Annotated in this window: 22 protein-coding genes; 13 read left to right on the forward strand and 9 right to left on the reverse strand. The window is 71.1% G+C overall.

What is annotated here, in order from left to right; all coding sequences use genetic code 11:
• Positions 1 to 168 precede the first annotated feature (168 nt).
• Both ACZ3II_RS17050 and ACZ3II_RS17055 read left to right on the forward strand, forming a co-directional pair.
• On the forward strand, positions 169 to 768 hold the full coding sequence (locus tag ACZ3II_RS17050) for a lysostaphin resistance A-like protein (RefSeq protein WP_465518592.1): 600 nt from the start codon (positions 169 to 171) through the stop codon (positions 766 to 768).
• A 58-nt stretch (positions 769 to 826) separates the two neighbouring features.
• Complete coding sequence (locus ACZ3II_RS17055; protein ID WP_465518593.1) at positions 827 to 2,401, forward strand: DHA2 family efflux MFS transporter permease subunit; 1,575 nt, start codon at positions 827 to 829, stop codon at positions 2,399 to 2,401.
• Between the two features lie 87 nt (positions 2,402 to 2,488).
• On the opposite strand, the gene ACZ3II_RS17060 is transcribed toward ACZ3II_RS17055, so the two are convergent.
• The 4 genes from ACZ3II_RS17060 to ACZ3II_RS17075 form a co-directional block, all read right to left on the reverse strand.
• On the reverse strand, positions 2,489 to 3,304 hold the full coding sequence (locus ACZ3II_RS17060; RefSeq protein WP_465518594.1) for an alpha/beta fold hydrolase: 816 nt from the start codon (positions 3,302 to 3,304) through the stop codon (positions 2,489 to 2,491).
• Positions 3,305 to 3,552: 248 nt separating this feature from the next.
• Positions 3,553 to 4,791, reverse strand: a complete 1,239-nt coding sequence (locus ACZ3II_RS17065) for a vWA domain-containing protein (RefSeq protein WP_465518595.1) — start codon at positions 4,789 to 4,791, stop codon at positions 3,553 to 3,555.
• Positions 4,788 to 5,957 (reverse strand): AAA family ATPase, encoded by a 1,170-nt coding sequence (locus ACZ3II_RS17070; protein ID WP_465518596.1) that lies wholly within the window; start codon positions 5,955 to 5,957, stop codon positions 4,788 to 4,790. Before ACZ3II_RS17070 ends, ACZ3II_RS17065 begins: the two co-directional genes overlap by 4 nt.
• Positions 5,958 to 6,394: 437 nt before the next feature.
• Positions 6,395 to 7,831: a hypothetical protein gene (locus ACZ3II_RS17075; protein WP_465518597.1), complete on the reverse strand. Its 1,437-nt coding sequence runs from the start codon at positions 7,829 to 7,831 to the stop codon at positions 6,395 to 6,397.
• Between the two features lie 644 nt (positions 7,832 to 8,475).
• Between ACZ3II_RS17075 and ACZ3II_RS17080 the strand changes: the two genes are divergently transcribed.
• Together ACZ3II_RS17080 and ACZ3II_RS17085 are read left to right on the forward strand one after the other, a co-directional pair.
• Entirely contained in the window at positions 8,476 to 9,081 is a 606-nt protein-coding gene (locus tag ACZ3II_RS17080) for a response regulator transcription factor (protein WP_465518598.1), read from the forward strand.
• Positions 9,082 to 9,137: 56 nt separating this feature from the next.
• Positions 9,138 to 9,719: a VanZ family protein gene (locus ACZ3II_RS17085; protein ID WP_465518599.1), complete on the forward strand. Its 582-nt coding sequence runs from the start codon at positions 9,138 to 9,140 to the stop codon at positions 9,717 to 9,719.
• Here the strand turns inward: ACZ3II_RS17085 and ACZ3II_RS17090 are convergent.
• The gene (locus tag ACZ3II_RS17090) at positions 9,634 to 10,812 is read right to left on the reverse strand and encodes a glycosyltransferase (protein WP_465518600.1); all 1,179 of its coding nucleotides are present in this window, start codon (positions 10,810 to 10,812) and stop codon (positions 9,634 to 9,636) included. The genes ACZ3II_RS17085 and ACZ3II_RS17090 overlap by 86 nt on opposite strands.
• A 396-nt stretch (positions 10,813 to 11,208) precedes the next feature.
• On the opposite strand from ACZ3II_RS17090, the gene ACZ3II_RS17095 reads away from it, so the two are divergent.
• From ACZ3II_RS17095 to ACZ3II_RS17125, 7 genes are all read left to right on the forward strand, one after another.
• On the forward strand, positions 11,209 to 13,161 hold the full coding sequence (locus tag ACZ3II_RS17095; protein ID WP_465518601.1) for a polysaccharide biosynthesis protein: 1,953 nt from the start codon (positions 11,209 to 11,211) through the stop codon (positions 13,159 to 13,161).
• 53 nt (positions 13,162 to 13,214) lie between these two features.
• Positions 13,215 to 14,471: a nucleotide sugar dehydrogenase gene (locus tag ACZ3II_RS17100; protein ID WP_465518602.1), complete on the forward strand. Its 1,257-nt coding sequence runs from the start codon at positions 13,215 to 13,217 to the stop codon at positions 14,469 to 14,471.
• Positions 14,472 to 14,485: 14 nt separating this feature from the next.
• Positions 14,486 to 15,139 (forward strand): sugar transferase, encoded by a 654-nt coding sequence (locus ACZ3II_RS17105; protein WP_465518603.1) that lies wholly within the window; start codon positions 14,486 to 14,488, stop codon positions 15,137 to 15,139.
• On the forward strand, positions 15,129 to 16,211 hold the full coding sequence (locus ACZ3II_RS17110) for a hypothetical protein (RefSeq protein ID WP_465518604.1): 1,083 nt from the start codon (positions 15,129 to 15,131) through the stop codon (positions 16,209 to 16,211). The genes ACZ3II_RS17105 and ACZ3II_RS17110 overlap by 11 nt, the downstream gene beginning before the upstream one ends.
• Before the next feature lie 55 nt (positions 16,212 to 16,266).
• On the forward strand, positions 16,267 to 17,484 hold the full coding sequence (locus ACZ3II_RS17115; RefSeq protein WP_465518605.1) for a hypothetical protein: 1,218 nt from the start codon (positions 16,267 to 16,269) through the stop codon (positions 17,482 to 17,484).
• A gap of 294 nt (positions 17,485 to 17,778) precedes the next feature.
• A complete protein-coding gene (locus tag ACZ3II_RS17120) occupies positions 17,779 to 18,198 on the forward strand; it encodes a hypothetical protein (protein ID WP_465518606.1) in 420 nt (139 codons plus the stop codon).
• An 801-nt stretch (positions 18,199 to 18,999) separates the two neighbouring features.
• Positions 19,000 to 19,482, forward strand: coding sequence for a DoxX family protein (locus ACZ3II_RS17125; RefSeq protein ID WP_465518607.1), 483 nt, complete (start codon positions 19,000 to 19,002; stop codon positions 19,480 to 19,482).
• Positions 19,483 to 19,485: 3 nt separating this feature from the next.
• Here the strand turns inward: ACZ3II_RS17125 and ACZ3II_RS17130 are convergent, their stop codons facing one another.
• Together ACZ3II_RS17130 and ACZ3II_RS17135 are read right to left on the reverse strand one after the other, a co-directional pair.
• Positions 19,486 to 20,139 (reverse strand): response regulator transcription factor, encoded by a 654-nt coding sequence (locus ACZ3II_RS17130; protein WP_465518924.1) that lies wholly within the window; start codon positions 20,137 to 20,139, stop codon positions 19,486 to 19,488.
• A complete protein-coding gene (locus ACZ3II_RS17135) occupies positions 20,136 to 21,239 on the reverse strand; it encodes a sensor histidine kinase (protein WP_465518608.1) in 1,104 nt (367 codons plus the stop codon). Before ACZ3II_RS17135 ends, ACZ3II_RS17130 begins: the two co-directional genes overlap by 4 nt.
• 137 nt (positions 21,240 to 21,376) lie before the next feature.
• On the opposite strand from ACZ3II_RS17135, the gene fdhA reads away from it, so the two are divergent.
• The gene (fdhA, locus tag ACZ3II_RS17140) at positions 21,377 to 22,612 is read left to right on the forward strand and encodes a formaldehyde dehydrogenase, glutathione-independent (protein WP_465518609.1); all 1,236 of its coding nucleotides are present in this window, start codon (positions 21,377 to 21,379) and stop codon (positions 22,610 to 22,612) included.
• A gap of 39 nt (positions 22,613 to 22,651) precedes the next feature.
• On the opposite strand, the gene ACZ3II_RS17145 is transcribed toward fdhA, so the two are convergent.
• Positions 22,652 to 23,449, reverse strand: a complete 798-nt coding sequence (locus ACZ3II_RS17145; RefSeq protein WP_465518610.1) for an intradiol ring-cleavage dioxygenase — start codon at positions 23,447 to 23,449, stop codon at positions 22,652 to 22,654.
• Positions 23,450 to 24,043: 594 nt separating this feature from the next.
• Complete coding sequence (locus ACZ3II_RS17150) at positions 24,044 to 25,063, reverse strand: oxidoreductase (protein ID WP_465518611.1); 1,020 nt, start codon at positions 25,061 to 25,063, stop codon at positions 24,044 to 24,046.
• Positions 25,064 to 25,121: 58 nt separating this feature from the next.
• Here ACZ3II_RS17150 and ACZ3II_RS17155 point away from each other — a divergent pair, with 58 nt between their 5' ends.
• Entirely contained in the window at positions 25,122 to 25,466 is a 345-nt protein-coding gene (locus tag ACZ3II_RS17155) for a MerR family transcriptional regulator (protein WP_465518612.1), read from the forward strand.
• Positions 25,467 to 25,471: the final 5 nt, after the last annotated feature.

A 25,471-nucleotide genomic window follows, 5' to 3' on the forward strand; every position in this document is an offset into this window, starting at 1 on the left:
GTGGCGCAGCCGGAGCCGGCCACACCAGACACGAGAATCAGCTCGAAACGCGACACGGGGATGACGACGGCGGTGCGGTAACGCATGGCCGTGCTCCTCTCGCTGTCGCAGTGGTGCCGCCACAGTAGGAGAGATCCGCAACCGGCGTCGACCGAATAACCTGGATCGATGCTGATCGTCGTTCTCCTGTTCATGGCGGCGGTCCGCGTCTGGAACCGCCGCGGCCCGGCCCGCGCGCAGCCCCTCACCGGGCCTCTCGCGGCGTTCGCCCTGGTCGCGGTCTCCGGTCTCCCTCCCGCCGAGGCGGGCCTCACCCTTTCCGGCTGGGGGTACGCCGTGAGCGCGGCCCTGGCCGTCGCGGCGGGGTACGGGGTGCTCCTGCTCGTCCCGGCCGGCCGGCGGGCCCTGGCCGCCCGGCACTACCCGAACCCGGTCCGCAAGGCGCTCCTCGGCGTCCCGCTCTCCACCGTGATCTTCGAGGAGGTGGCCTTCCGCGGTGTGCTGTGGGGACTGATCGCCGCCGGCCACGGGCCGGGCTGGGCCACCGTGATCACCGCGGTGCTGTTCGGTCTCTGGCATCTTCCCGACCGTGGAGAAGTGGCGTTCACCACCCTCGCGGGGGTACTTCTCAGCGTTCTACGGGTGCTCGGCGGCGGGGTCCTCGCCCCGTTCGTCCTGCACTGGACCGCTAATGGCCTGGGCATTCTCGCTTCGGCATGGGTGCGAAGATCCGGTCCGGGCGACGACGGCGGCACCGGGAAATCCTGAGAAACCTGTCGTACCTGTTCACTACGCTCCGGAATGCCGCCCAACCTGTGGAGATGTTGTGAGTTCTCAACCTGTGGCGGCGCCGGCGAAGCTGGACGGCGCCGTTCTCAAGATCGCCGGGGTCGTCGTCCTCGGCGCCATCATGTCAATTCTCGACGTGACAGTGGTCAGCGTCGCGATCCCTACCTTCATGGAAGACTTCGGCGCCACGTACGCCGAGGTCGCCTGGACGATGACCGGCTACACGCTGGCCCTCGCCACCGTCATCCCGCTGACCGGATGGGCCGCCGACCGGTTCGGCACCAAACGGCTCTACATGACGGCCCTGCTGCTGTTCACCCTCGGCTCCGGCCTGTGCGCGACCGCTGACGGCATCAACCAGCTCGTCGCCTTCCGGGTGCTGCAGGGCCTCGGCGGCGGCATGCTCATGCCGCTCGGCATGACGATCATGACGCGGGCGGCCGGCCCGGAGCGGATCGGCCGGCTGATGGCCGTCCTCGGCATCCCGATGCTGCTCGGCCCGATCGGTGGCCCGATCATCGGCGGCTGGCTGATCGACTCGTACAGCTGGCACTGGATCTTCCTGATCAACCTGCCGATCGGCGCGATCGCCCTGATCTACGCCCAGATCGTCCTGCCGAAGGACCGGCCCGAGCCGTCCGAGTCGTTCGACTTCATCGGCATGCTGATGCTGTCGCCCGGTCTCGCGCTGTTCCTCTTCGGCGTCTCCTCGCTGCCCGAGGAGGAGACCGTCACCGCCGACAAGGTGTGGATCCCCATGCTGATCGGCGCGCTGCTGGTGATCGGGTTCGTGTTCTACTCGTTCAAGCCCCAGCACCCGCTGCTCGACCTGCGCCTGCTGCGCAACCGCAACCTGACCGTCGCGTCGATCACGCTGGCCGTGTTCACCGTCGCGTTCATGGGCGCCGGCCTGCTCTTCCCGAGCTACTTCCTGCAGATCCACGGCGAGTCCACGCTCCACGCGGGCCTGCTGATGGCGCCGCAGGGCATCGGTGCGATGGTCACCATGCCGATCGCCGGCATGCTCGCCGACAAGGTGCCGGTCGGCCGCACCGTGCCGTTCGCGCTGCTCCTGATCGCGGCCGGGTTCTTCGCGTTCACCCAGGTCGGCACCGACACGTCGTACGTTCTGCTGTGCGGCTCGCTGTTCGTGATGGGTCTCGGCATGGGCGGCACGATGATGCCGATCATGACGTCGGCGCTGCGCACCCTCACCAACCACGAGGTGGCTCGCGGCTCCACGCTGCTCAACATCCTGCAGCAGATCGCCGGCTCGATCGGCGGCGCGATCTTCTCGGTGATCCTGACCGCGCAGCTCAACAAGTCGCCGGTGGTGCCCGGCGCGGTCAACCCGCAGACCCAGGAGCCGCTGACCGAGGCCGACCTGGCCACCCTCGGCCAGATGAAACCCGAGGCGGTCGCCAACTTCCCCGACCCCGGCCTGCTCGCACGCGGTCTGGACTTCGCCGCCGACGCCTTCGCCACGACGTTCACCGTCGCGTTCGTGCTGACGGCGCTGACCCTGATCCCGGCGCTGTTCCTGCCCCGCAAGCGCGAGGTGTCCCACCTGGCCGACGACGAGAAGGCCGCCGCCCCCGTCGTCCTGCACTGAGCCCGTCGTTCCACCGCCTGGCGTGTGGACTTCGAGCGCGCAGCGCGCCCGAAGTCCACACGCGGGCTCCCGGCCGCACCGGCGTCGTCAGCGCCGGCTGAGGTCGAGGGCGGCGACCTCGCGGACGGCCTCGGCGATGACCGGGAAGTCCTTCTTCAGCAGCGCGCCGTGGTTGCTGGCGACCTTCGCATGGATCCGGATGTTCGGGTTGCGGACGGTCAGCGTGTCCAGGGCGCCCCGGATCCGTTCCTGCTCGTCACCGCGGCTCCCGAAGGATTTCCCCGACGCCACCACGTACCGGGTGGGGACCGTGACGCCCTCGAGCACGGGCCCCAGTTCGCTTTCCCGGGAGAGCCTGCCCAGTTCGATGTTGCTGTCGGCCTGTTGCGCGGCGGTCATCCGGGGGGCGAGACCGGTCGGGCGCAGGAGCGGGAGGAACCAGCTCATGCGCCGGAACAGCTTCCGGATCCGCTCCTCCATGGCCTCGTCGAGCCAGTCCGACGGGAAGGCGCCGTCGACCATGATCGCCCCGATGGCGCGGTCCGGGTGCCGGTGGGCCCAGTGTGCGGCGACCACCGCTCCGTAGGACCAGCCCACCAGCAGGGCCCGGTCCACGCCCCGGGCCGCCAGGACCGCGTCGACGTCCCGGACCGCGGCTTCGAAGGAGTAGTCCGCCGAGCGGTCCGACCGGCCGCGGGCCCGCTCGTCGTAGGTGATGTGCCGCCACCCGGTCCCCAGCTCGGCGATGACCCGCCGCCAGTACCCCTGGGTGGCGAACTGCCCGTTGAGATAGACCACGGGAACGCCGGCGCCACCGGTGTCGGTGACGGCCAGCGCCGTGTCCTCGACCGGCACCATCCCGGACCACGCCGGCTCCGTCAGCGGGTTGCTGTTCTTCGACATCGCTTCCACCTGTTCCTGTCCGGGTCCTCTTGTTTCCGACAAGAGAAAAGCTACGTTGCCTTCACGGATATGGCAACGCGCCCGTTGCTTTCGGACAGAGGTTTTCCTGCTCAGAGGCTCTTAAGTGCTGCATTGGCCCTGAAGGTAATGCAACGTTACCCATCCACGTTGCAATGAGCAGGAAGTGAACGCGACGCTGATGCGGGCGGCGCGGGCCCGGTGCCGCGTCGCTACCGGCAGGCCGGGAGTCAGCCGATGGTCACCACCCGGGCCCAGGCCGGCGGCAGGTCCGGCTCGTAGTCGGGATCGCCCTCGTGCACGGCGGAGGGGCGAGGGAACAGGCCGATCACCGTGCGGCAGGGTGGGCGGCGATCCGGCCACGGGGTCTGGCCGTCGGTCAGGACCACGATGACGTCCGGGGACGGGCGGCCGGCCAGCGCCGTCGCGAAACCCTCCCGCAGGTCCGTGCCGCCGCCACCGAGCAGCGCGAGGCCTTCCGACTCGCAGATCGGGCCGCTGACGTGCGCGGCGGCGTCACACGACAGCACCCGCACCAGATCCCGGCGGCCACCGACCGCCCGGGCCATCGCGGCGACCTCCAGGAGAGCGCTGCCCAGTTCGGTGTCGCTCACCGACCCGGAGGTGTCGATGACCACGGTGACCCGCGGCGGGCGGCGGCGCAGACTCGGCAGCACCACGCCGGGCACGCTCGACGACCGGCGAGACGGCCGGCTGTAGACGTAGTCCGCGCCGACCCCCGGCGCCGACGCGGCCGACCGGACCGCGTTGCCGAGCAGCTCACGCCACGGCTGCGGCGGGTGCACGACCTTCTCCGCCCAGCGCTGCCAACCCGCCGGGGAACTGCCGGGGGCGCCGGTGATGCCCTGCGCCACCCGGTACCGGACGAGCGCCCGTTCCTGCTCGGACAGGCCGTCCGCGCCGTCCGGGCCGAGCTCCCACGGGCGGTCCAGGCCGTCCGCGCCACCGCCGCAGTCCAGCCAGGTCAGGTCCCGGCAGTACGGGCCCAGCGAGATCTGATCGAGGTACTCCTCCATCAGCTCGCCGGTCCTCAGGCCCAGCATCCGCGGCAGGATCGCGTTGCGCGGCCGGGGCAGGCCGTGCCCGTACACATCGTCGTTGATCTCGAAATCGGCGGCGATGTTCATCCGCAACCGGTCGCCCGGCCCGCCCAGATCCCTCGCCGTCGCCAGCCTCTCGCCGCGGCCGTGATGGTCGCGCAGCAGGTGGGAGACCTCGTGCACCCAGACGCCGGCCAGTTCGCCGACCGGGGTGGCGGCCACGAAGGCGGGCGAGACGTAGCAGCGCCAGTACCGGTCGACGGCCATCGTCGGCACCCGCCACGACAGGACCGGCTTCAGCGCGTACAACGCCGTCGCCAGATAAGGGCGGGCCTCGACGGCGAGCAGGCGGGCCGCGTACAGCTTCGCGGTCTCCTCGGCGGTGAACTCCGCCCGTACCGTGGTCATCGGGTCGCGGCCACCCGGCGCCGCAGCTCGATCACCGGGGCGATGCGCTCGATGCCCGCCGGGACCGGCCAGTCGTCGCGGCGCAGCGAGGCCAGCGTCGAGGCCGGCACCACCACCACGTCCGGCGCGCCCGTGTCGAGCGCCCGGGCGAGCACCGCCCACGCCGCCTCCCAGCGGGACCGGTCCGGGCGCTTCCGGACCGCCTCGACCACCCCGTCGAGCGTCGCCTGGCGCAGGTCACCGCGTTCCGGGAGCACCGCCGACGACGGATCGGCCAGGAGCGCCTCCGGATCCGGCAGGTCGAGACGGTCCACGAACGCCAGCAGCTCCAGGCCCGGGCCGTCACCGACCGTGCCCCGTACCAGCATCGACAGCACCTCCCGCGACGCGCCCGCCGCCGCCGCGAAAGCCACCAGCCGCAACGTCATTTCCCAGCTGCGCGGCGACGGCCACGGACCGCCCCGGCGCGCCTCGCTGTCCGGCAACCGGTGCACCAGCGCCGGCCGCGCCTCCAGGAAACCGCACACCGCCCGGCGGGCTCGCGCCACCGACGCCGGCAGCAGATCCTCCTCGAGCCGCGGCATCGTCGCCCGCGGCCACACCCCGCCGAGGCCCCGGACCACCACCTCGTGCTCGTACGACCACTGCACATGCACGAACCGGTTCGCCAGCGGCGGGCTCAGCTCCCACCCGTCGGCGGCCGACGAGCGGGGGTTCGCGGCGGCCACGATCCGTACGCCCGGCGGCAGCCGCAACGCGCCCACCCGGCGTTCCAGCACCACCCGCAGCAGCGCCGCCTGCACCGCCGGCGGCGCCGTCGACAACTCGTCCAGGAACAGCAGGCCCTTCCCGGCGCGGACCAGCCGTACCGCCCAGTCCGGCGGCGCCATCGGCACCCCCTGCACCGCCGGATCGTCGCCGACCACCGGCAGCCCGGCGAAGTCGGACGGCTCGTGCACACTCGCGATCACCGTGGTCAGCGGCAGGCCGAGCCCGTCGGCGAGCTGGGTGAGCGTGGCGGTCTTCCCGATTCCCGGCTCACCCCACAGCAGCACCGGCAGGTCCGCGGCGACGGCGAGGGCGAGGGCTTCCAGTTGGCTGTCCGGCCGGGGTTCGGTGCCGGTCGCGGTGAGCAGGGCGAGAAGGTCGGCAGAGACGTCAAGCATCAGATTCGATCACCTTGGGGGTCGTCGGGGCCGCTGCGCGGCCGATTTCTGCGGTACGCCGTACGCGAACCGGTTCTCGTGTCGCAGCTCGCGGTTTCGCCGTGTGCTGCGCCTTCCTCTGGGCCGCTGCGGGGCGAGCAGCCGATTCCTGTCCGGGCGATGCCGTCACGGCTACGGCCGGGGCTCCCGGACCGGTTCCCGATCTTGTGGACCCGGTGCCGGAGCCGGGCGCACAAGATCGAATTCCTGCCCCTTCTTGTGCGCTGAGCTGCGGAAATCCGGTTCTGCCTGCCCAAGATCGCGAGCCTTGCCGATCTTGGGCAGGTGGTGCCGGAGCGAGTTGCACAAGATTGCTGGTCGACTGTTCGAGATCGTTACGCATGCGCTTACCTTCATCGAAGGGTCGAGCGAGGCGAATGGTCGGGGCGGGAAGGGCGTCAACGGGGAGTGGTGATCCGCTTCGGGAGACGGTGGTGGCGGCCCCGGCGGCCGGCCCGGTCCTTGCGAGGTCCGGCCGGGACAGTCATCCGGCCTGGAGCGTGGGCGGCCAGGCCGGCGCGGTAGAGGCCGTGCTCGATCCGGGCCTGGGTAGCCTCTGCGAGCGCTTCACCGAGTTCACCCTCGGGTTCGGCGTCGGGGCCGAGCAATGCGGTGACCAGAGCTGTCGCACCCTCATGATCGCCGTGGTCCAGCCGGGTACGGATCTCGTCGAGGTTGGCCGGGTTCCGGAGGGCGGTATCGATCGTCCGAAGACACGGCAGAGGCGGCCCGCCGAGAGCCGTCAGCATCGACTCCCGGGCGAGTTCGGCGTCGTCATGATCGAGCGGCACCAGAACTCCACCGACCAGGCCCACGCGATGCATCTCGCCACAGCACTCGACCAGCCGATCGTCCGGGGCCTGATGGTTCGACGCCGAATAGTTCGGTACCGAGCAGTGTGGCGCCGAATAGTGCGGGGTCCAATAGTTCGGCGTTGCATAGTTCGGCGTTGAATAGTTCGGTGCCGCACGTTCTGGGGTGGCCGGGGACGGTGGATGTGGTGTCAGCGCTCGGGCCACCAGCGGGTGCAACCGGTCCGGGCTGATCATCCCGGAGTGGAGTAGTTCCACGTCGGGCGGTATCCAGGTGGCGGCGTAGGGGAGGACGGGGTCACCCGTACCCCCACGGCCTCTGCGGAAGGGAGTGCCGGGACGGTTCTCGCCGAGCCGGAGCCGCCGCCCGTTTCCGAGGCGGACGGTGACCGGGCCCGCATACCCGTCGGCCTCCCGGAGGATCGCCGCCTCGGCGATCCATCGATGTACGGCGTGACCGCTGTGCTCTTGCGGCAGGGACGGCCATTCGGTGGCGCCGGAGCGGGTGAGCAGGTCGGGGGAGCGGTCGGCGGCCCACAGATGTGGGTGGAGGTCGAGGCGGTACCGGTTGTCGGGGCGGGGGTGGGGATGCGGGCACGTGCCGGTGGTGGCCGGGTCCCACAGGGCGAGGCTGATCCGCTGGCCGGCGGCGGCCCAGCCGGGTGGGGTTCGGGCTACCAGGTGCACGTCGCCGGTGGGTTGCCGGTAGCGGGTCAGGGACATGGTCAGGCCCGGCCGCAGCAGGCCGTCCGCGATGGTGCGGGGCAGGTGCCAGCGCAGCAGGTCGGGGGCGAGACGTCGGAGGTCGGCACGGACGAGCGCGGCGAGGTCGTGGCCGCGGGTCCGTGTGACGGTACGGAGGTCGAGGTCCACGTCGACGTGCGCGGCGGCGCACGCTCCGGCCCAGTCGCCGGCGAGTCGTCGGGTGGTGGCGATCTCGATCATCGAGGGCGGCACGGCGAACTCCCGCACGCGCCGCCAGTGGAGAAGACGGGTCTGCCCGTCCGCGTTCAAGGAGCGCATCAGCACTCACCTGGCGCGAACGAGACCCCCGATCCATGCACGAAGGTAATCATCGCCGCGGAGCCTACAACCCCATCGCCCATCTGTCAGCCGGGAACCTCGCGGGAGCGGCCGAGGGGCGGCGGGGAGGGCTTCACCCGTACGAGGGAGGGGTAATCCTTTTCGGACCTTTGAAGGGGTTTCGCTTTCGAGACTGATCTTGCATTGCGGTATAACGGTGCGGTCGTGGAGAGGGATTCATTATCACCTTCGAGTGATCGGAATGGCGATAATCGATCAGTTTGCTGTACCTTTGGTCCAGAAAAAGCAGGACATCGCCTAGGTTTCCGGTGGGTAAATGATCCATGTCCTGGTCATTTCGGCCGCCCGTTTCGTTGATCCGGCATACCTGACTCGTTCGATCGGCTACGGCTAGGTGCGCAGAGTGCTCCGGGCCGTTACGTTAAGTACGTGTCAGGTGGTGATCGCCATTGGCACGCATCAGCATTGAGCTGGGGATAGGACCGATTTCCCGGATCAATGGAAGATCTGTCGACCCGGGGTCCTCCGAATGGACACGGGGCGATAGAAAGGTATGTGCATCAGCGTTCCTGACGGGGGCGGCGAACCGGCTGGGCCGGGCGTCCATCGACGAGGGTGGTGTGATGATCCGGGTCGTTGTGGTGAGAGACGAGGGATATTTCGGTGTCCCGGTGCGGACCTTCCTCGAAACCGAACCGGACATGCACTACGTCGACACCCTGCCGATCAGCGGCGATCTGGCCCCACGCGCGGCCCAGCTGTGGCCCGCCGTCGTCGTGATCGACACGGAGTACATGGTGAGTCAGGTCCTGCCGATCGCCGACGAGCTGCACACCGCCATCCCGTCCTGCTCGATGCTGCTGCTCTGCGACCCGTCGAAACGCGGCATGCTCCCGCCCCGCCGATGGAACGGCGGGCTCAACTTCCTGGTCAAGGACTCGTCGCCGGCGATGCTGGCGGACACCGTGCGGCGCCTGGCCCGTGGCGAGCGGGTGGTCTCGCCGATGCTGCAGGCCGCCTCGCTGAACACCGACCGCGGGTTGAGCACCCGTGAGCTGGAGGTTCTGGGGCTGGCCGCGGAGGGTGACTCGGTGAAGGAGATCGCCGGGCGGCTCTATCTGTCCGGTGGCACGGTCCGGAACTACCTCTCCGCGATCATCTCCAAGACCGGCGCCCGCAACCGCCTCGACGCGATCAGGATCGCCCGCAAAGAGGGCTGGCTGCGCTGAGAGGAGCGGTGGGAAGGTGGAAGGCGGGGAGCGGCGACCGGGTAGCGTAGGAACGGATGCCAACCCATCACATCGACATCCCGGCCCTGCCCGTACTGGTGCCTCTGGGCGTCGCCCTGATGATCTTCTCGGCGTGGTTTCTGCACCGCCGCGGGATGCTGACGCCGGGCCGTCTCGCGGTCGCCTGGTTCGCCGGGTGGTATGCGGTGGCCGTGATCGGCGCGACGATGCTGCCGATGCGGCTGTCCTGGGGGCCGGGCGTCGGCGACCCGGACCTCTACCGGATCCTCTGGGTGCCGATCGTCGACATGCGCCGCCGTGACTTCGTGCTGAACGCGATGATGACCGTGCCGCTCGGCGCCCTGCTCCACATGATCTTCGGGGTGCGCGGGGTGCGGCGCGTGGTGGGCATCGGTTTCCTGATCAGTTTCGCCATCGAGATGAGCCAGCTGACCCTGCTGCTCACCCTGCACGGCCAGCGCTGGGCGGACGTGCACGACGTGCTGTCGAACACGCTCGGCACCTGGCTGGGCTATCTGGCGTTCCGCTGGCTCATGCGTTCCGCACGCTGGAGCCGGGTAGTGGAAAGCTGCTCTTTCGCCCGAACCGCCCGCGGTACGCCAGCAGTGGCGCGATGACCCGGCGCCGCCCGGGCCGCGCCGAGATCCGCTGGTAGAGGTCACCGACCGAGGCGGCCAGGTGGTCCGCGTCGTACCGTACGCCCGCGGTCCGGGACGGCAACCGCGCGCCGCGCCGCTCGTCGAGGCACAGCAGCTCCGCGCGCAACGCCCGGGGCAGTGACTCGCGGTCGGCCGACAGCCGGAACGTGCCGCGGACCGGGGCGCGGGCTGCCGAGCGTTCCTCCAGCGGCGGGCAGGAGCCGTAGACGGCGGGCAGGCCGGCGGCGAGGGCCTCCAGGGTGGCGAGTCCGAAACTGGTCGTGTCCGGTGAGGCGAAGACGTCCATCGCGCAGAGCATCTCGCGCGGGTGGGCGACCGTTCCGGCGAACAGCACCCGGTCGGCGACGCCCTCGATGATCGCCAGGCGTTCCAGGGCGCGGCGGGCCGGTCCGTCGCCGACCAGCAGCAGCACCGCGTCCGGCACCTCGGTGACGGCCCGGATCAGCAGGTCGAACCGTTTGCCCGGGTCCAGCCGGCCGACGGCACCGATCAGGGGCACGCCCGGTTCGACGCCGAGCCGGCCGCGGGCGGCGGCCCGCAGGCCCGCGTCGAACCGGAACTCGCGCGGGTCGATCGCCTTGGGGATCACGGTGATCCGCCGGTCCGGCACGCCCCACGCGCGGAGCCGGCCGGCGACCGCCGGGGACGGGGCGATGGTGACCTGGCCGAGGCGTTCCGCGGCCAGGTAGAGGGCCCGGACCCCGCGGGACACCCGGCGGCCCTCGACGACCTCGGTGCCGAGCTGGTGCTCGGTGGCGACGATGGTCGGCACCCCGGCCAGGCGGGCGGCGATCCGGCCCTGCACGCAGGCCCGGTACTGGTGGGTGTGCACCAGGTCGTAGCGGCCGGAGCGGATGAGCTGCCGCAGGCGCCGGATCGCGGCCGGGTCCCGGTCGCCGGCGCTGGCGACGTGGTGGACCCGGGTGCCGGGCAGGTCGCCGCCGGAGAGCGAGACGATCTCGTTCTCGTACGGCAGCCGGCGCACCAGCAATCGCAATTGGTGACCGGCCGCCCCCGGCTCCAGCGTGCCGATCACATGCAGCACCCGCATCTGTGTGTCCCCCGGTCGCATTCTCGACAGAACGCTTGCCTCACCCGCCGTAAAGACGCTGCCGGAATTATGGCGGCAACGGAAGTCGCAGATGTCACGCCTAAGACGAGACGTTCTCACTGTGGATATGACATCCTCCGCCGAATGGCCATCCGGCCAGGGCTGAAAGTATCCGGCGGAAATGCCGATCAGTGAATGTGAAAGCTTCTCACGTAGCCCATGACAATTGCTACTGTGAACCGCCCTGCCAGGCTGCAACTCTGATTTTGCGAAAGGGCGCAGACGAGCTGAGGCTCGCATTTCTCCTGTCCGGAAATGCGTTTGTCCCGTGCTCGTTCTTCCTTGTCCGGGGAGGATCCGCGGCCGGCCGCGCCGGCATCGTACGAGGGGGAATCCATGCAGGTACGGCGACGAGCGCCCGGCGGAATCAGCGCCGACGCGACGCCCGGCGACTGGCGCGGCCCGGGTCGGCACCCGGTTCCGTGGCACCGCCGAGCCCTGCCCGGCCGCGCCGCACGCGCTGCCACCGACGCGCTGGCCCTGGGCGCCGCGCTGCTGATAGCGACGTTGCTGCGGCACGACGGCCACGTCGGTCACATCGACTTCCCCGGCCTGGTGACACTCGCCGCGATCGCCGCGATCGTGCACACCGTGGCCGGCATCCATTTCGGCCTCTACACCGGCCGCTGGTCGTACGGCTGTTTCGACGAGATCGCCGCGCTGGTGAAGACCGCCGCGGTCACCACCGGCGCGGTGTTCGTCCTGGACAGCCTGTCGTACCTGACACCCCGTTCGGCGGTCATCGGCGCCGGGCTGATCGCGCTGGTGTTCACCGCCGGCGTCCGCTACGCCGTGCGCCTGCTGCAGGACAGCCGGCTGCGGCCGTCGCCGGAACACGGAACCCGGGTCGTCGTGATGGGCGCGGGGGAGGGCGCCACCCAGGTGATCCGGGCGATGCTGCGCAGCCCGCGCAGCCCGTACGTCCCGGTCGCCCTGCTCGACGACGACCCGGCCAAACGCACCTTCCGGGTGATGGGCGTCCCGGTCCGCGGCACCCGCGCCGACATGGCCGACGTGGTCCGCCGCTTCAACGCCGAGGCGGTGGTCATCGCGATCCCGAGCGCCAGCGCCGACCTGATCCGGGCGCTGACCGCTTTGGCCCAGCCGCTCAACGTCGACCTGAAGGTCGTCCCGCCGGTGGTGGAGTTGTTCGGGCGGACCGTCCGGGTCGAGGACATCCGGCCGGTCAGCCACGAGGACCTGCTCGGGCGCCGCGAGGTCGGCATCGACCTGGCCGCCGTCGCCGGCTATCTCGAGGGCCGCCGGGTGCTGGTCACCGGCGCCGGTGGCTCGATCGGCTCGGAGCTGTGCCGGCAGCTCGCCCGGTTCCACCCGGCCACCCTGGTGATGCTGGACCGCGACGAGTCCGGCCTGCACGCGGTGCAGCTGTCCATCGACGGCCGCGGCCAGCTCGACGACCGCAACCTGGTCGTCGCCGACATCCGGGACCAGCAGCGCCTCGACGAGGTGTTCGCCGAGCACAAGCCGCACGTGGTGTTCCACGCCGCGGCCCTCAAGCACCTGCCGCTGCTGGAGATGCACCCGTCCGAGGCGCTCAAGACCAACATCATCGGCACGTACCAGATCCTGCAGACCGCGATCCGGCACAACGTCGACCGGCTCGTCAACATCTCCACCGACAAGGCCGCCGACCCGTGCAGCGTCCTCGGGTACTCCAAGCGGATCACCGAACGGCTCACCGCCGCCGCCGACGCCACCGCGACCGGCACCTACTGCAGCGTCCGGTTCGGCAACGTGCTCGGCTCCCGCGGCTCGGTGCTGACCGCGTTCGCCGCGCAGGTCGAGGCCGGCGGCCCGATCACCGTCACCCACCCGGACGTGACCCGCTACTTCATGACCGTGCAGGAGGCGGTCCGGCTGGTCATCCAGGCCGGGGCGCTCGAGAGCGAGGGCGAGGTGCTGGTCCTCGACATGGGCGAGCCGGTCCGGATCGCCGACGTCGCCAAGCGGATCGCCGACGCGGCCGAACAGCACATCCAGATCGTCTACACCGGGCTGCGGCCGGCCGAGAAGCTCGCCGAGGTGCTGCTCGGGCCGGACGAACCGGACCACCGGCCGAACCATCCGCTGATCTCGCAGGCGCCGGTGCCGCCGCTGGACGGCGCGGTGCTGTCGCTGCTCGACGCGTCGGCGCCCCGGGAGGACCTGATCGCCGTGCTGCGCTGGCTCGCCGAGAGCCCGGCCCTGTCCAAGACGCCGCACCCGGTCGTCACCACCAAGCAGCGCCGTCCCGAGTCGGCCGCCGTCCCACCGGCCCGGCGCTCGTGAACCGCCGCCGGCCCAAACCCCGGATCATCCCGAAGATTGAGGAGAGAACCCCCATGCGGGTCGTCATCGCCGGTCAGGGCTACGTGGGGCTGCCGCTCGCGGTCCGCGCCGCCGAGGTCGGGCACACCGTCGTCGGCTTCGACGTCGACGACGACCGGATCAAACGGCTCGCCGCCGGTGAGTCGTACGTCGACGACGTCTCCTCCGCCGACCTGCAGAAGGTCCTCGCCGCCGGATCGTTCCACCCGTCGTCGGACCCACGGTCCTGCGCCGGGTTCGACGTCGCGGTGATCGCGGTGCCGACCCCGCTGCGGGAGGGCAGCCCGGACCTCACCTACATCGAGGACTCGGCCCGCACCCTGGCCCGCTACCTGCGGCCGGGCGCGACCGTCGCGCTGGAGTCGACCACCTATCCCGGCACCACCTCCGAACTGGTCGCGCCGATCCTGGAGGAGGGGTCCGGCCTGATCGCCGGGGTCGACTTCCACCTCGGGTACAGCCCGGAGCGCATCGACCCGGGCAACCGCCAGTTCAACCTGGTCACCACGCCGAAGGTGGTGTCCGGGATCGACCCGGCCTCCCTCGCGTCGGTCCGGGCGTTCTACGCGTCGGTGGTCGAGCACACCGTGCCGGTATCCGACCCGAAGGTCGCCGAGCTGGCGAAGCTCCTCGAGAACACGTTCCGGCACGTCAACATCGCCCTCGTCAACGAGCTGGCGGTGTACGCCCACGAACTCGGCATCGACGTCTGGGAGGCGATCGACGCCGCCAGCAGCAAACCGTTCGGCTACATGCGGTTCGTGCCGGGCCCCGGCGTCGGTGGGCACTGCCTGCCGATCGACCCGTCCTACCTGTCCTGGCGGGTGCAGCGGACCCTCGGCCAGAGTTTCCGGTTCGTCGAGCTGGCCAACGACATCAACAACCACATGCCCGACTACGTGGTACGCCGTCTGGTCGCCGCCCTGAACCAGCGCCGTAAATCGGTCAACGGGTCGACGATCCTGCTGCTCGGCCTCGCCTACAAGCGGAACAGCGGCGACGCCCGGGAGTCGCCGGCCCGCCGGGTCGCGGCGCTGCTGCTGGAGATGGGCGCGACCGTCCGGGCCGCCGACCCGCACGTCGTCGAGGACGCCCACGTCGACAGCCGGGTGGAACGCGTCCAGCTCACCGCCGAGCAGGCCGCCTCCGCCGACGCCGTGGTGCTGCTCGCCGACCACGAGGCGTTCGACCTCGACCTGGTCGTGCAGCACGCGCCCTACGTCCTGGACACCCGGCACCGCCTCACCGGCGGAGCCGTCGAGAGCCTGTAAGGGAAGAGGTAACCGTGCGAGTCCTCTGGAACGGCGTCAACCGGCTGACCGCCCTCCTCATGGTCCTGCTGCTCGCCCCGCTGATCCTGGCGATCGCCGCCTGGATCCGGATCGCCGACGGCAAGGGCGTCCTCTTCGTCCAGGACCGGGCCGGAAAGGACGGCGTCCCGTTCCGGATGCTGAAGTTCCGGTCCATGGTGCACGACTCGGTGGCCCTCAGCGCGAAGCTCGGCATCGACGACCCGTTCGGGCTGGTCGAGAACGATCCGCGGATCACCCGGTGCGGCCGGTTCCTGCGGCGGACCAGCCTGGACGAGCTGCCCCAGCTGCTCAACGTGGTGACCGGCCGGATGAACCTGGTCGGCCCGCGCCCCGACGTGCTGCCGCAGGTCGCCAACTACTCCCCGGAGGACGCCCGCCGCCTCGAGGTCAAACCGGGCATCACCGGCTGGGCGCAGATCAACGGGCGCGACGACATCGACTGGCCGCAGCGGTTCATCCTGGACCGCTGGTACGTCGACAACTGGTCGCCCACCCTCGACCTCAGGATCCTCTGGCGTACGGCGATCAGCCTGAACCGTGGCGAGCCGCCGGTCCACGTCGACCAGCTCAACATCGCCCGGCAGAAGACCGGGCCGGCCGATGCGGAAGTCAGCCGTGCCGCCTGAACCGCCCCGCGAGATCGGGTCGGAGTTCCACTGGGACGCGGCCGCCCTGCTCGACGAGGAGCAGGGCGGTCTGCCCGGATGGCTGCCGTTCCGGCGGGCGCTGTTCGCCACCGGGGCCGGGGCGCTCGGTTCACTGCTGCGCCTGCTCGCGCCGGCCGGGCGGCTGCACGTCCCCACGTACTTCTGCATGGGCGTCGCCGCATTCCTCGCTCCACAGGCGCCGATCGGCTGGTACCGGCACCTGCCGGACGGCCACGGACCGTACTGGGCGACGCTGCGGCCCGCACCCGGCGACGTCGTGCTCGCCCAGAACCTCTTCGGCCGCGACGACCCCGGCGGCTGGGACACCTGGATGCGGGCACACCCCGGGATCACCGTGATCGAGGACCACTCGCACGACCCGTTCAGCGCGTGGGCCTGCGCCAGCACCGCCCACTACGCCGTCGCGTCGCTGCGCAAGACGCTGCCGCTGCCGGACGGCGGTCTGCTGTGGTCACCGCGCGGCCTCGACCTGCCGGTCCCGTCCGGTCCCGCCGCCGGCGGCGCCGACCTGAAACTCGCGGCGATGCTGCTCAAGGCCGCCTGGCTGGACGGCCGCCCGGTGCCCAAGGAGCACTTCCGGGAGCTGCAGCAGCGGGGCGAGAGTCAACTGCTGGGGAGTGCGGGGCCGGCGAGTGCGGTCACCGCGGCGTTGCTGCCGCTTCTGGACCTCGCTGCGGTACGGGGAACGAGCGCCCGGAACGCCGCGGAGGTGGCGGCAGCGCTCGGTGGGCGTACACCGCAAGGGTTTGAGATCTTGGGGGGTGGAGGTTTCCGGGTGCAGCTGCTGTGCCCGTCGCAGGCGGCGCGCGACCGGCTGCTGGCGTTCCTCGCGGAGAACCGGATCTTCGCGCCGGTGCACTGGCGGCAGGACCGGGCCGGGTTCTGGAGCGGCGACGAGGCCGCCGCCGACCTCGGCGACCGGATGCTGACGCTGCCTGTCGATCATCGATGCGGGCCGGGAGATCTGCGGCGTATCGCTGAGGTGGTCAGCGCGGGGTCGAAAGGATCTCTTTCAGGTCATATGATCTGAGCGTGATCGATCGATCCACCGAGCGTGATCATGTAGGAGGCGTGTGATGACCTCCATGAGCTGGTTCGCGCTCGGGATGGCGGTGTTCGGCGCGTTCAGCTACGCGACCGGCTCGATCCTGCAGGCCATCGGCGCCAAGCGCAGCCACAGCACGGCCAGCACCCTCGGCCATCCGCTCTACCTGATCGGCATCGGCTTCGACATCGTCGCCTGGGTCGGCGCCGTCGTCGCCCTGCAGCACCTCGCCGTCTACGTCGTCGAATCGGTGCTCGCCGGATCGCTCGCCGTCACCGCCGTCGCCGCCTGGCTGTTCCTCGGCTCCCGGCTGCGCCGCCGCGACGTCGCCGCGATCGTCTGCACCACCTGCGCGCTCGGGGTGCTCGCCCTCTCCGCCGGCCAGCAGCACGAGATGCTGCCGTCCATGACCGTCCGGCTCGGCCTCGTCTCCGCGCTGCTCACACTCTGGGTGCTCGGCTGGGGCGCGACGAAGACCGGGCGGCCCGGGCTGATCGCGCTCATCGGCGGGTTCTCACTCGGCGGCGCCGCCATCTCCGGGCGGGCCCTGCAGTTCCCCGAGGAGGAGATGCGGCAGACGGCCACCGCCGTCGTCGCCGTCGTCACCGAACCGGTCACCTGGACCATGATCGCGTTCGCGCTGACCGGCATGCTGCTGTACGCGAGCGCCCTCCAGGGCGGCGAGGTCGGCCGGGTCACCGCCGTCCACTGGACCGGCGAAGTGGTCCTGCCGTCGATCATCGCGCTCACCCTGATCGGCGACACCGTCAAACCCGGCTGGGAATGGGCCGCCCTCGCCGCCGGCGCCGTCACCGTCGGCTCCGCCGTCGTCCTCGCATCCGCCCCCGCGGCCGTCACCCCCGCCGGCGCCGAACCGGCCACCACCGGCGGTGTCGTCATGGTGCCGCCGCCGCGGGCCGGGGTCGCGCTCGTGCCCGCCGAGACGTGGCGGCTGGACATCCCGGCGGAGGCGCACTGGCCGGCACTGCAGCCACCACTGGTCCGGGGGTACGGGACGATCATGTGGTGGGGCTCGCCGATCACCCCGCAGCCCCTGTGGATCCCGCCCGACCGTACCCTCAGCCCGCCCGGCGCCATCCCGGCGTGGGCCGGCCCACAGCTGCCCGAAGCCCGGACGGCGGGCGCCTCCCGCACCGGCCTGCGCCGTTCGCGCCGCCTCCCCGCCCGCCGGCACGCGGCCCTGCCTGCGGCGTCCCCGGCCGCTCTGCCCGCCGCCCGCCGTTCGTCCGCCGCCTGAGCCCTGTTTCCTCTTCTCCTGCCGCTCGCTGCCTCCCGCTCGCCACCTGCTGCCTTCCGCTCGCCACCCGTTGCCCCCGCTCGATGCCCCCGCCCGTCGCACGTTTGCCGCCTGGGCCGCTTTCTCTGCCGTCCGCGCGCCGGCCTTTCATTTCGCCGCCGTCCCCGGCGGCCCCCACCTATCGGCAATCATCGATCGTTGATGCCAACGTGCGGCGGGATGTGCCGAATCTGGCCGATTGATCACGATCTAGCAGTATCATCGGGGCACCTGGAAGCGGCGATGGTGGTCGATATGGATCTGCGGTGGTGGTCGATCGAGGTTCTCGACGGGACACGCTCCTCTGCGGCCCGCTGGCGGGAGTCTCACCAGGAGATGCTGGTCTCCGCGGCCATCGCGTTCGGCGCCCGCGACTGGGACTGGCGGCTGTTCTCCTGGGGAGTCCTGTTCGAGATAGCGTTTGCCGACGAGTCGGAATGGGTCTCCTTCCGTGAGCTGCCAGCCGTTCGCGCCGCACTGGACGCCGTGCCCGATCCGGTCAACGGCCTGCTGATCTATCCCGGCCGGGGCGGCAGTGCGGGCCGCCTCGTGCCACGCCGGCCCCGGCCCGTCGCCGGAGCGGGCGCCGCCGAGATCCCCCGCGAACCGGTCCGGGCCCACGCCACCCTGGCGGTGGCCGAGCCCGTGCCCACAGCGGGTGGTGTCACCACCTAGCCGCAGCCAGAACCCTCGCCCCGCCCTACGTCCCCGGCCCTCAGCGGCCGGGGACGTCTTTTCCGCCAGGTCCCGTCCCCGGCGTTCGGCTCCTGGCCGGGCCTCATTCGTCAGCCGTCGCTGAGGCCGGTCATCGGCCCTGGGTGGCGGGTGTGTGCGACGGCTGGCGGGGCCGGCCGTCGCTGACGCCGGTCATCGGCCCTGGGTGGCGGGTGTGTGCGACGGCTGACGAGGTCGGCCGTCGCTGACGCCGGTCATCGGCTTTGGGTGGGGAGTGTGTGCGACGGCTGGGGCGGTCGGCCGTCGTTGGGGCTGGTGATCGGCTTCGGGTGGCGGGTGTGTGCGACGGCTGGGGCGGTCGGCCGTCGCTGACGCCGGTCATCGGCTGCGGATAACCGGCGTGAGTGACGGCTGGCGATCTGACCGTGCGGCCCGCTCCGGGCGTGCCGTTCAGCACTGCCCGGTCCGGCTGGCCCTCAGTGCTGTCTCCGAGCCGCCGAGACGGCACTGAAGGCCAGCCGGAAACCCTCGGCTGGTTCTGGTGGCTGTCTCGGCGGCGAGGAGACAGCCACCAGAACCAGCCACCCAAGATCTGTGGCGGGGATGGCGGGTGGCGTAGGAGCGGGGGTACGGCGGGGCGGTGGGGACAGGGGGTACGGCGGGGGGCGTAGGAGCGGCGGCGCGGTAGGCGGTGGGGAGCGCAGTGCGGAGGCCGTTCCCGGGCGGATTCGAGCGCGGGCGGATCGGCGGAGAGTTCGGGGCAGGGCGCGGCTGGCGTGCCCGGAATCGGGGGAGGACATCATGTCCGTCGGTGAGATGGTACGAATCGATCAACGAAGGGACCGCCTCGTCGCCTGGCTCGCCGGGCATGGTGCCGCCGCGCTGCGGGTGAGTCTGGGGCTGGTGCTGGCCGGGTTCGGCGCGCTGAAGTTCGTCCCGGGGGCGTCTCCGGCGGAGGCGCTGGTCATGCGGACCGTGGACCTGCTGACGTTCGGGCTGATCGACGGCCGGCTCGCGGTGGTGGGCACGGCGGTGGTTGAGGTGGCGCTGGGGCTCGTGCTGATCACCGGGGTGTGGCTGCGGGCCGGGCTGGTTCTGCTGCTGCCCGTGCTGGCCGGGATGATGTCGCCGCTGATGCTGTTCCCCGCTGACCTGTTCCGGGGCGCCGCGCCGACGCTGGAGGCCCAGTACATCCTCAAGGACATCGTCTTCGTCGCGGTCGCGGGTGTTCTCATCGTCTGCGCTCATGGTGGCCGTCTGACCGGCCCGGCGGGCAGGCGCTGAGACTCAGGTGGCGAGGCCGGACTGGAAGGCGAAGACGACGAGCTGGGCGCGGTCTCGAGCGCCCAGCTTCACCATCGCCCGGCTCACGTGGGTGCGGGCGGTCGCCGGGCTCACCACCAGGCGGGCGGCGATCTCGTGGTTGGTCAGGCCTTCGGCGGCCAGGGCGACGACTTCGCGTTCCCGGTCGGTGAGCTGGTCCAGGTTCGGGTGCGGGACCAGCCGGCGGGGGCCTTTCGTGACGAATTCGCGGATGAGGGTACGGGTCACCGACGGCGACAGCAGCGCCCCGCCGTCGGCGACCGTGCGGATCGCGTCGAGCAGCGCCACCGGCGGGGTGTCCTTGAGCAGGAACCCGCTGGCGCCCAGGCGCAGGGCCTCGAAGACGTACTCGTCGCGTTCGAACGTGGTGAGCACGATGACGCGGGTCGCGTTCAGGTACGGCCGGTTCATGATCCGCCGGGTCGCCTCCAGGCCGTCGATGCCGGGCATCCGGACGTCCATCAGCACGACGTCGGGGCGTACCCGCTCGGTGATCTCGACAGCGGCCAGCCCGTCCGCCGCCTCGCCGGCGATCCGGAAGTCGTCCTCGCTGGTCAGCAGGGTGCGCAGGCCCAGCCGTACCAGATCCTGGTCGTCCGCAAGCAGCACCGAGATCATGCCGCGACCCGGCCGGAGAGCGGAAGCCACGCGTCCACGATGAATGTGGCGCCGGGCGCCGGACCGGCGGTGACCCGGCCGCCGAGGGCGGTGACCCGCTCGCGCATGCCGGCCAGGCCCATGCCGCCGTCCCGCGGGCTCATCTCGACGAAGGCGCTGGTCACCCTGATCCGCAGAGCGCCGGGCTCGTTCTCCAGCACGATGTCGGCCTCTTTCGGGTTCGCGTGTTTCAGCACGTTGGTGAGCGACTCCTGGACCGTCCGGTAGGCGACCAGCGCGAACTCCGGCGGCACCGGCTCGGGTGACCCGTAGCTGCGCAGCCGGATCCGCAGCCCGGCCGAAGTCATCCGCTGATAGAGGGCGTCGAGATCGCCGATGCCGGGGGTGGAGGCCTGCGACTCGGCGGCCGAGCGCAGCATCCGCAGCGTGGTCCGCAGCTCGTCCAGGGCGTGCGCGCTGGTGCCGCTGATCGCCTCCAGCGTCGGCCGTGCCACCTCCGGCTTCTTGACCAGCACGTGCAGGGCGATGTCGGCCTGCATCTTGATCGCGGCGAGGCCGTGGCCGACGATGTCGTGCACCTCCTGCGCCATCCGCAGCCGCTCCTCCTGGACGCCGCGTTCGATGGCCTCGCGGCGTTCCCGGCCGACCGACTCGCGGTGTACGGCGAGCACGCTGCCGATCGCGAACGGCACCGCCACCCACCCGGTCGCCGGGAACACGGCGAGCAGGTCACCGGCGTCGGGGCCGTCGCTGAGGGCGTGCGCGGACAGCGCCGGCAGGGCGGCGGCGGCGGCGATCGCGGCGGGCCGCCACGGCAGGTGACGGGCGACGGTGTAGACGGCGACGGCGAACGGCAGGAGCGCCGGGCCGTACGGGTATCCGCGCCACATGTACGCCAGGCTCACCACCGCGGTCACCGCGAGCACCCGGCGCGGGGCGGCCCGGCGCCAGGTCAGCGCGAGCGCGTTGACGGCGACCAGCATGTAGGCGAGCGTGTCGATGGCGCGGGCCGCGACCAGGTGCGGGGCGACCCACCGGGTCCAGGCGAGCAGGAGCACGCAGAGCAGCAGCGCGCTCGACACGTCGCGGAGGCGGGGCATCGTTCCACTCTGTCCCATCCGGGGGCCCGCTTCATACTCCCGGGGACGTAGTTGGGATATGCATTATTCGACACTACTGACGGTTCTCAGCCTGTCACCCTGCGGTGAAGACTGGCCGGGACCGGAAGGAGGCACTCATGGGCAACAGAGCGGTTGTCTATCAGGGGCCTGGACGCGTCGAGGTCCGTGACATCGACTACCCCGGCTACGAGATGAAGGACGGGCCCGGCGTCAACAAGATGAACGTCGGCCGCCGCACCCCGCACGGCGCGATCCTGAAGACCGTCGTCAGCAACATCTGCGGCAGCGACCAGCACATGGTCCGCGGGCGCACCACCGCCCCGGCGGGCCTGGTGCTCGGCCACGAGATCACCGGCGAGGTGATCGACGTCGGGCCGGACGTCGAGTACGTGCGGACCGGCGACATCGTGTCGGTGCCGTTCAACATCTCCTGCGGCAGGTGCCGCAACTGCAAGGAACGCAAGACCGGCGTCTGCCTCAACGTGAACCCGGACCGGCCCGGGTCGGCGTACGGCTACGTCGACATGGGCGGCTGGGTCGGCGGGCAGGCCGAGTACGTGATGGTCCCGTACGCCGACTGGAACCTGCTCCGCTTCCCCGACCGGGACCAGGCCCTCGAGAAGATCCTCGACCTCGCCATGCTGAGCGACATCTTCCCGACCGGCTACCACGGCTGTGTCAGCGCGGGCGTGACCACCGGCTCCACCGTCTACATCGCCGGCGCCGGACCGGTCGGACTGGCCGCCGCCACCTCGGCGTTCCTGCTCGGCGCCGCCGTCGTGATCGTCGGCGACCTCAACGACGAACGGCTCGCCCAGGCCCGCAGCTTCGGCTGCGAGACGATCAACGTGTCCCAGGGCGACCCCGCCGAGCAGGTGCAGCAGATCCTCGGCCGGTCGGCTCCCGCGATCGGGCAGCCGCTGGTCGACGCGGCAGTCGACGCGGTCGGGTTCGAGGCCCGCGGGCACGGCCGGGACTCCGGCACCGAGATGCCGGCGACCGTGCTGAACTCGCTGATGGACGTGACCCGGGCGGGCGGCGCGATCGGCATCCCCGGCCTGTACGTCACCGGCGACCCGGGCGGCGTCGACGAGGCGGCGAAGGTCGGCGCGCTGTCGCTGCGGCTCGGCCTCGGCTGGGCGAAGTCGCACTCGTTCGTCACCGGCCAGTGCCCGGTGATGAAGTACAACCACCAGCTGATGATGGCGATCCTGCACGACCGGGTGCACATCGCCCGCAACGTCAACGCCACGGCGATCCCGCTGGACGAGGCCCCGCGCGGCTACCAGGAGTTCGACCAGGGCACGGCCCGCAAGTACGTGCTCGACCCGCACGGCTACGTGCGGCGGTGAAGAACGGCCGGGGGCCTTCCGAAGGCCCCCGGCCCTCGTTCACACCGTGATCGTCAGGTTCGCCACGTAACCCGCCGGCACCGAGCCGGTCACCGTGGCCATCTGGGTCGCGGCCAGGTCGTCACCGAACACCATGTCCCGGGCCAGGGTGATCCGGCTCAGGTTCGTGACGCTCTGTGCATAGCCGGTCGCGCTCGCGTAGACCGTCCGCGAGACGCTCTCCGGCAACGCGATCTGCGACGTCTTCCTGATCAGCCCGGTCGCGCTGGTCGCCGCCGCGAGCGACGAGTACACCTCGAAATGGATGTGCGGCCAGCGCCCGGCATAGCAGCCCGGATAGATGCTGGTGAACGTCACGGTCCCGGAGGAGTTGGTGACCTGGATGCCGCGCAGGTAGTTCTGGTTCGTCACCCCCGCGGAGTAGAGCGAGTACCGGCCGGCCCGGTCGCAGTGCCAGGCGTAGACGGCCGCGCCGGCGGTCGGCGTGCACGCGGCGTTCAGCACGGTCAGCGAGAACCGCAGCGGCACACCCGGCGCCGTCGTCGTCGACGTGCCGAACGACGACCGGATGTCACCGCGCACGATCCCGGACAGCACGCGCACGTTCGGCCCGTTCGAGCCGTCCGCCGGGTACGGTCCCGCCGTCTCCGAGTCCACCTCCGCCGCACAGGCCGCGTCCGCTGCCCGCGCGTTCCCGCCGAGCAGCGCGCCACCGGCGACGGCGAGGGCCCCGGCCCCACCGATCGCGGTCAGCATCCGCCGCCGCGTCATGACGGGCAGGTCATAGGCGAGCCCCTTGTCGTGCACTTCCCGCACGAACGCGTCGTTGTCCTGCATGTCTCCTCCTTCTGCCTTGGGGGAAACCGCATCGAAACATCGAAGTCTATGAATAGGCTGTGGTTGATCTCCCCGGGCACATACCGGTTGGGTCATCCCGAAATTTCTGGTACGACCTGGCAAAGGGTCCCGTGTCTGTCATCGCGACGCAGGCCTCCCCTCCCGGCCGACCCGCGCCTCACGGGCGAAGCGGCCCCTCCCGGTTCAGGCCGCCCGCGCTCAGCCGGTCCGTCCGGACGGGAACCAGCCCACAGCAGGCCGGGCACCCCCACACCGGCCGTCGCTCAGACCGGCTCTCCGGTCGCCGAAGGCGGTGTGGGCGACGGCTGGCTGCGTCGGCCGTCGTGCAGGCCGGTTATGGGGTTGCGGAAGGGGGTGTGGGCGACGGCTGGCTGCGTCGGCCGTCGTTCGGGCCGGTTATGCGGGTACGGAAGGGGGTGTGGGCGACGGCTGGCTGCGTCGGCCGTCGTTCGGGCCGGTTATGGGGTTGCGGAAGGGGGTGTGGGCGACGGCTGGCGAGGTTGGCCGTCGTGCAGGCCGGTGGGGGGCCGGTGAAAGGGGCGACGGCTGGTTACGTGGTGGGGGTGGCCGGGCTCAGAAGTAGGTGTGTTCGTGGGGCTTGGCGTAGTCGTGGATCTCGGTGGAGCGGCCGGTGGTGACCAGGTTCGCCCAGGAGGGGTTGGCGAGCAGGATGCGGCCCAGGGCGACCAGGTCGTATTCGCCGATGGTGAGGCCGGACAGCAGGCGGGGGAGGTGCGGGAGGTCGCGGGTCAGGGCTACGGAGCCGACGGTGATCGACGGGAGGCCGGTCAGCTTCTTGGACCAGCCGGCCAGGTTGAGGCCGGAGCCGGGGAAAGCGGGTTCCCAGAAGCGGCGCTGGGAGGCGTGGAGGGCGTCGGCGCCGGCGGCGGCGAGCACGGACAGGATGGCGTCCAGTTCGGTGGGTGACTCGGCGATGCGGGCGTCGTAGGAGCGTTCTTTGAACTGGGAGAACCGTACGATCACGGGAAGTTCGCCCCGGACCGCGCGGATGACCTCGGCCGGGAAGGCGGCGCGGCGGGTGGGGGTGCCGCCGAAGGCGTCGGTGCGGCGGTTCGTGGCGGGCCACAGGAATTCGTCGAGCAGGTAGCCGTGCGCGGCGTGGATCTCGACGGCGTCGAAACCGGCGCGGGCCGCGACCCGGGCGGACTCGGCGAACGCGGCGACGATCGTGTCGATGTCGGCGTGGGTCATGGTGGACGGGGTCCAGGAGGGGATGCCGTCGACCGGCCGGCGTTCGCTGCCGAGGTGCCAGAGCTGGGCGGCGATCCTGCCGCCGGCGGCGTGCACGGCGTCGGTGACGGCGCGCCAGCCGGTTTCCGCGGCGCCGGCCGTCATGGTCGGGACGGTGGTCTCGTGGCTCGCGCTCGGATGGCCGACGAGGGCGCCCTCGGTGATGATCAGACCGATGCCACCGGCAGCGCGCCGCTGGTAGTAGGCGGCGACCTCGGGCGTGGGCACGCCGCCGGGGGAGTGGAACCGGGTCATGGGGGCCATCACGAACCGGTTCGCGAGCTCCAGCCCGCGGAGAGTGAACGGGGTGGAGAGATCGAGGACGGTGGTTGTCGTCGTCATGCGCCAGACGCTAAGACTTGACACTGATGTCAGGGGCAAGGGTTGTGATCGGGGAGACATGCGGATCGGGGATCTCAGTGCGGCGACGGGCGCCAGCGCGCGGTCGCTGCGCTACTACGAACAGCAGGGGCTTTTGGAAAGCGTGCGGGGTACGAGCGGCCAGCGGCACTACCCGGACGCGGCGATCGGCCGGGTCGCGCTGATCCGCACGCTGCTCACCGCGGGACTGTCGACGGCGACGATCCGGGACGTGCTGCCGTGCGTGTCGGACGAGGCGATCCGGACGCCGTGGCTGGCCGAACGGCTCACCGCGGAGCTGCAGCGGGTGGAGGCGCAGCTGGCCGAGCTGCGCCGCACCCACGACATCCTGGCGGACCTGGTCGAGAGTTACGCCGTCGACTGATCGGT

This window comes from Actinoplanes sp. NPDC019969 (assembly GCF_055562375.1).

Excerpts from the sequence above, each read along its gene's own strand:
- ACZ3II_RS17050 (WP_465518592.1), top strand. The coding sequence starts at position 169 with ATGCTGATCGTCGTTCTCCTGTTCATGGCGGCGGTCCGCGTCTGGAAC.
- ACZ3II_RS17060 (WP_465518594.1), bottom strand. The coding sequence starts at position 3,304 with ATGTCGAAGAACAGCAACCCGCTGACGGAGCCGGCGTGGTCCGGGATG.
- ACZ3II_RS17065 (WP_465518595.1), bottom strand. The coding sequence starts at position 4,791 with ATGACCACGGTACGGGCGGAGTTCACCGCCGAGGAGACCGCGAAGCTG.
- ACZ3II_RS17070 (WP_465518596.1), bottom strand. The coding sequence starts at position 5,957 with ATGCTTGACGTCTCTGCCGACCTTCTCGCCCTGCTCACCGCGACCGGC.
- ACZ3II_RS17075 (WP_465518597.1), bottom strand. The coding sequence starts at position 7,831 with ATGCGCTCCTTGAACGCGGACGGGCAGACCCGTCTTCTCCACTGGCGG.
- ACZ3II_RS17080 (WP_465518598.1), top strand. The coding sequence starts at position 8,476 with ATGATCCGGGTCGTTGTGGTGAGAGACGAGGGATATTTCGGTGTCCCG.
- ACZ3II_RS17085 (WP_465518599.1), top strand. The coding sequence starts at position 9,138 with ATGCCAACCCATCACATCGACATCCCGGCCCTGCCCGTACTGGTGCCT.
- ACZ3II_RS17090 (WP_465518600.1), bottom strand. The coding sequence starts at position 10,812 with ATGCGGGTGCTGCATGTGATCGGCACGCTGGAGCCGGGGGCGGCCGGT.
- ACZ3II_RS17095 (WP_465518601.1), top strand. The coding sequence starts at position 11,209 with ATGCAGGTACGGCGACGAGCGCCCGGCGGAATCAGCGCCGACGCGACG.
- ACZ3II_RS17100 (WP_465518602.1), top strand. The coding sequence starts at position 13,215 with ATGCGGGTCGTCATCGCCGGTCAGGGCTACGTGGGGCTGCCGCTCGCG.
- ACZ3II_RS17115 (WP_465518605.1), top strand. The coding sequence starts at position 16,267 with ATGAGCTGGTTCGCGCTCGGGATGGCGGTGTTCGGCGCGTTCAGCTAC.
- ACZ3II_RS17120 (WP_465518606.1), top strand. The coding sequence starts at position 17,779 with ATGGATCTGCGGTGGTGGTCGATCGAGGTTCTCGACGGGACACGCTCC.
- ACZ3II_RS17125 (WP_465518607.1), top strand. The coding sequence starts at position 19,000 with ATGTCCGTCGGTGAGATGGTACGAATCGATCAACGAAGGGACCGCCTC.
- ACZ3II_RS17130 (WP_465518924.1), bottom strand. The coding sequence starts at position 20,139 with ATGATCTCGGTGCTGCTTGCGGACGACCAGGATCTGGTACGGCTGGGC.
- ACZ3II_RS17135 (WP_465518608.1), bottom strand. The coding sequence starts at position 21,239 with ATGCCCCGCCTCCGCGACGTGTCGAGCGCGCTGCTGCTCTGCGTGCTC.
- fdhA (WP_465518609.1), top strand. The coding sequence starts at position 21,377 with ATGGGCAACAGAGCGGTTGTCTATCAGGGGCCTGGACGCGTCGAGGTC.
- ACZ3II_RS17145 (WP_465518610.1), bottom strand. The coding sequence starts at position 23,449 with ATGCAGGACAACGACGCGTTCGTGCGGGAAGTGCACGACAAGGGGCTC.
- ACZ3II_RS17150 (WP_465518611.1), bottom strand. The coding sequence starts at position 25,063 with ATGACGACGACAACCACCGTCCTCGATCTCTCCACCCCGTTCACTCTC.
- ACZ3II_RS17155 (WP_465518612.1), top strand. The coding sequence starts at position 25,122 with ATGCGGATCGGGGATCTCAGTGCGGCGACGGGCGCCAGCGCGCGGTCG.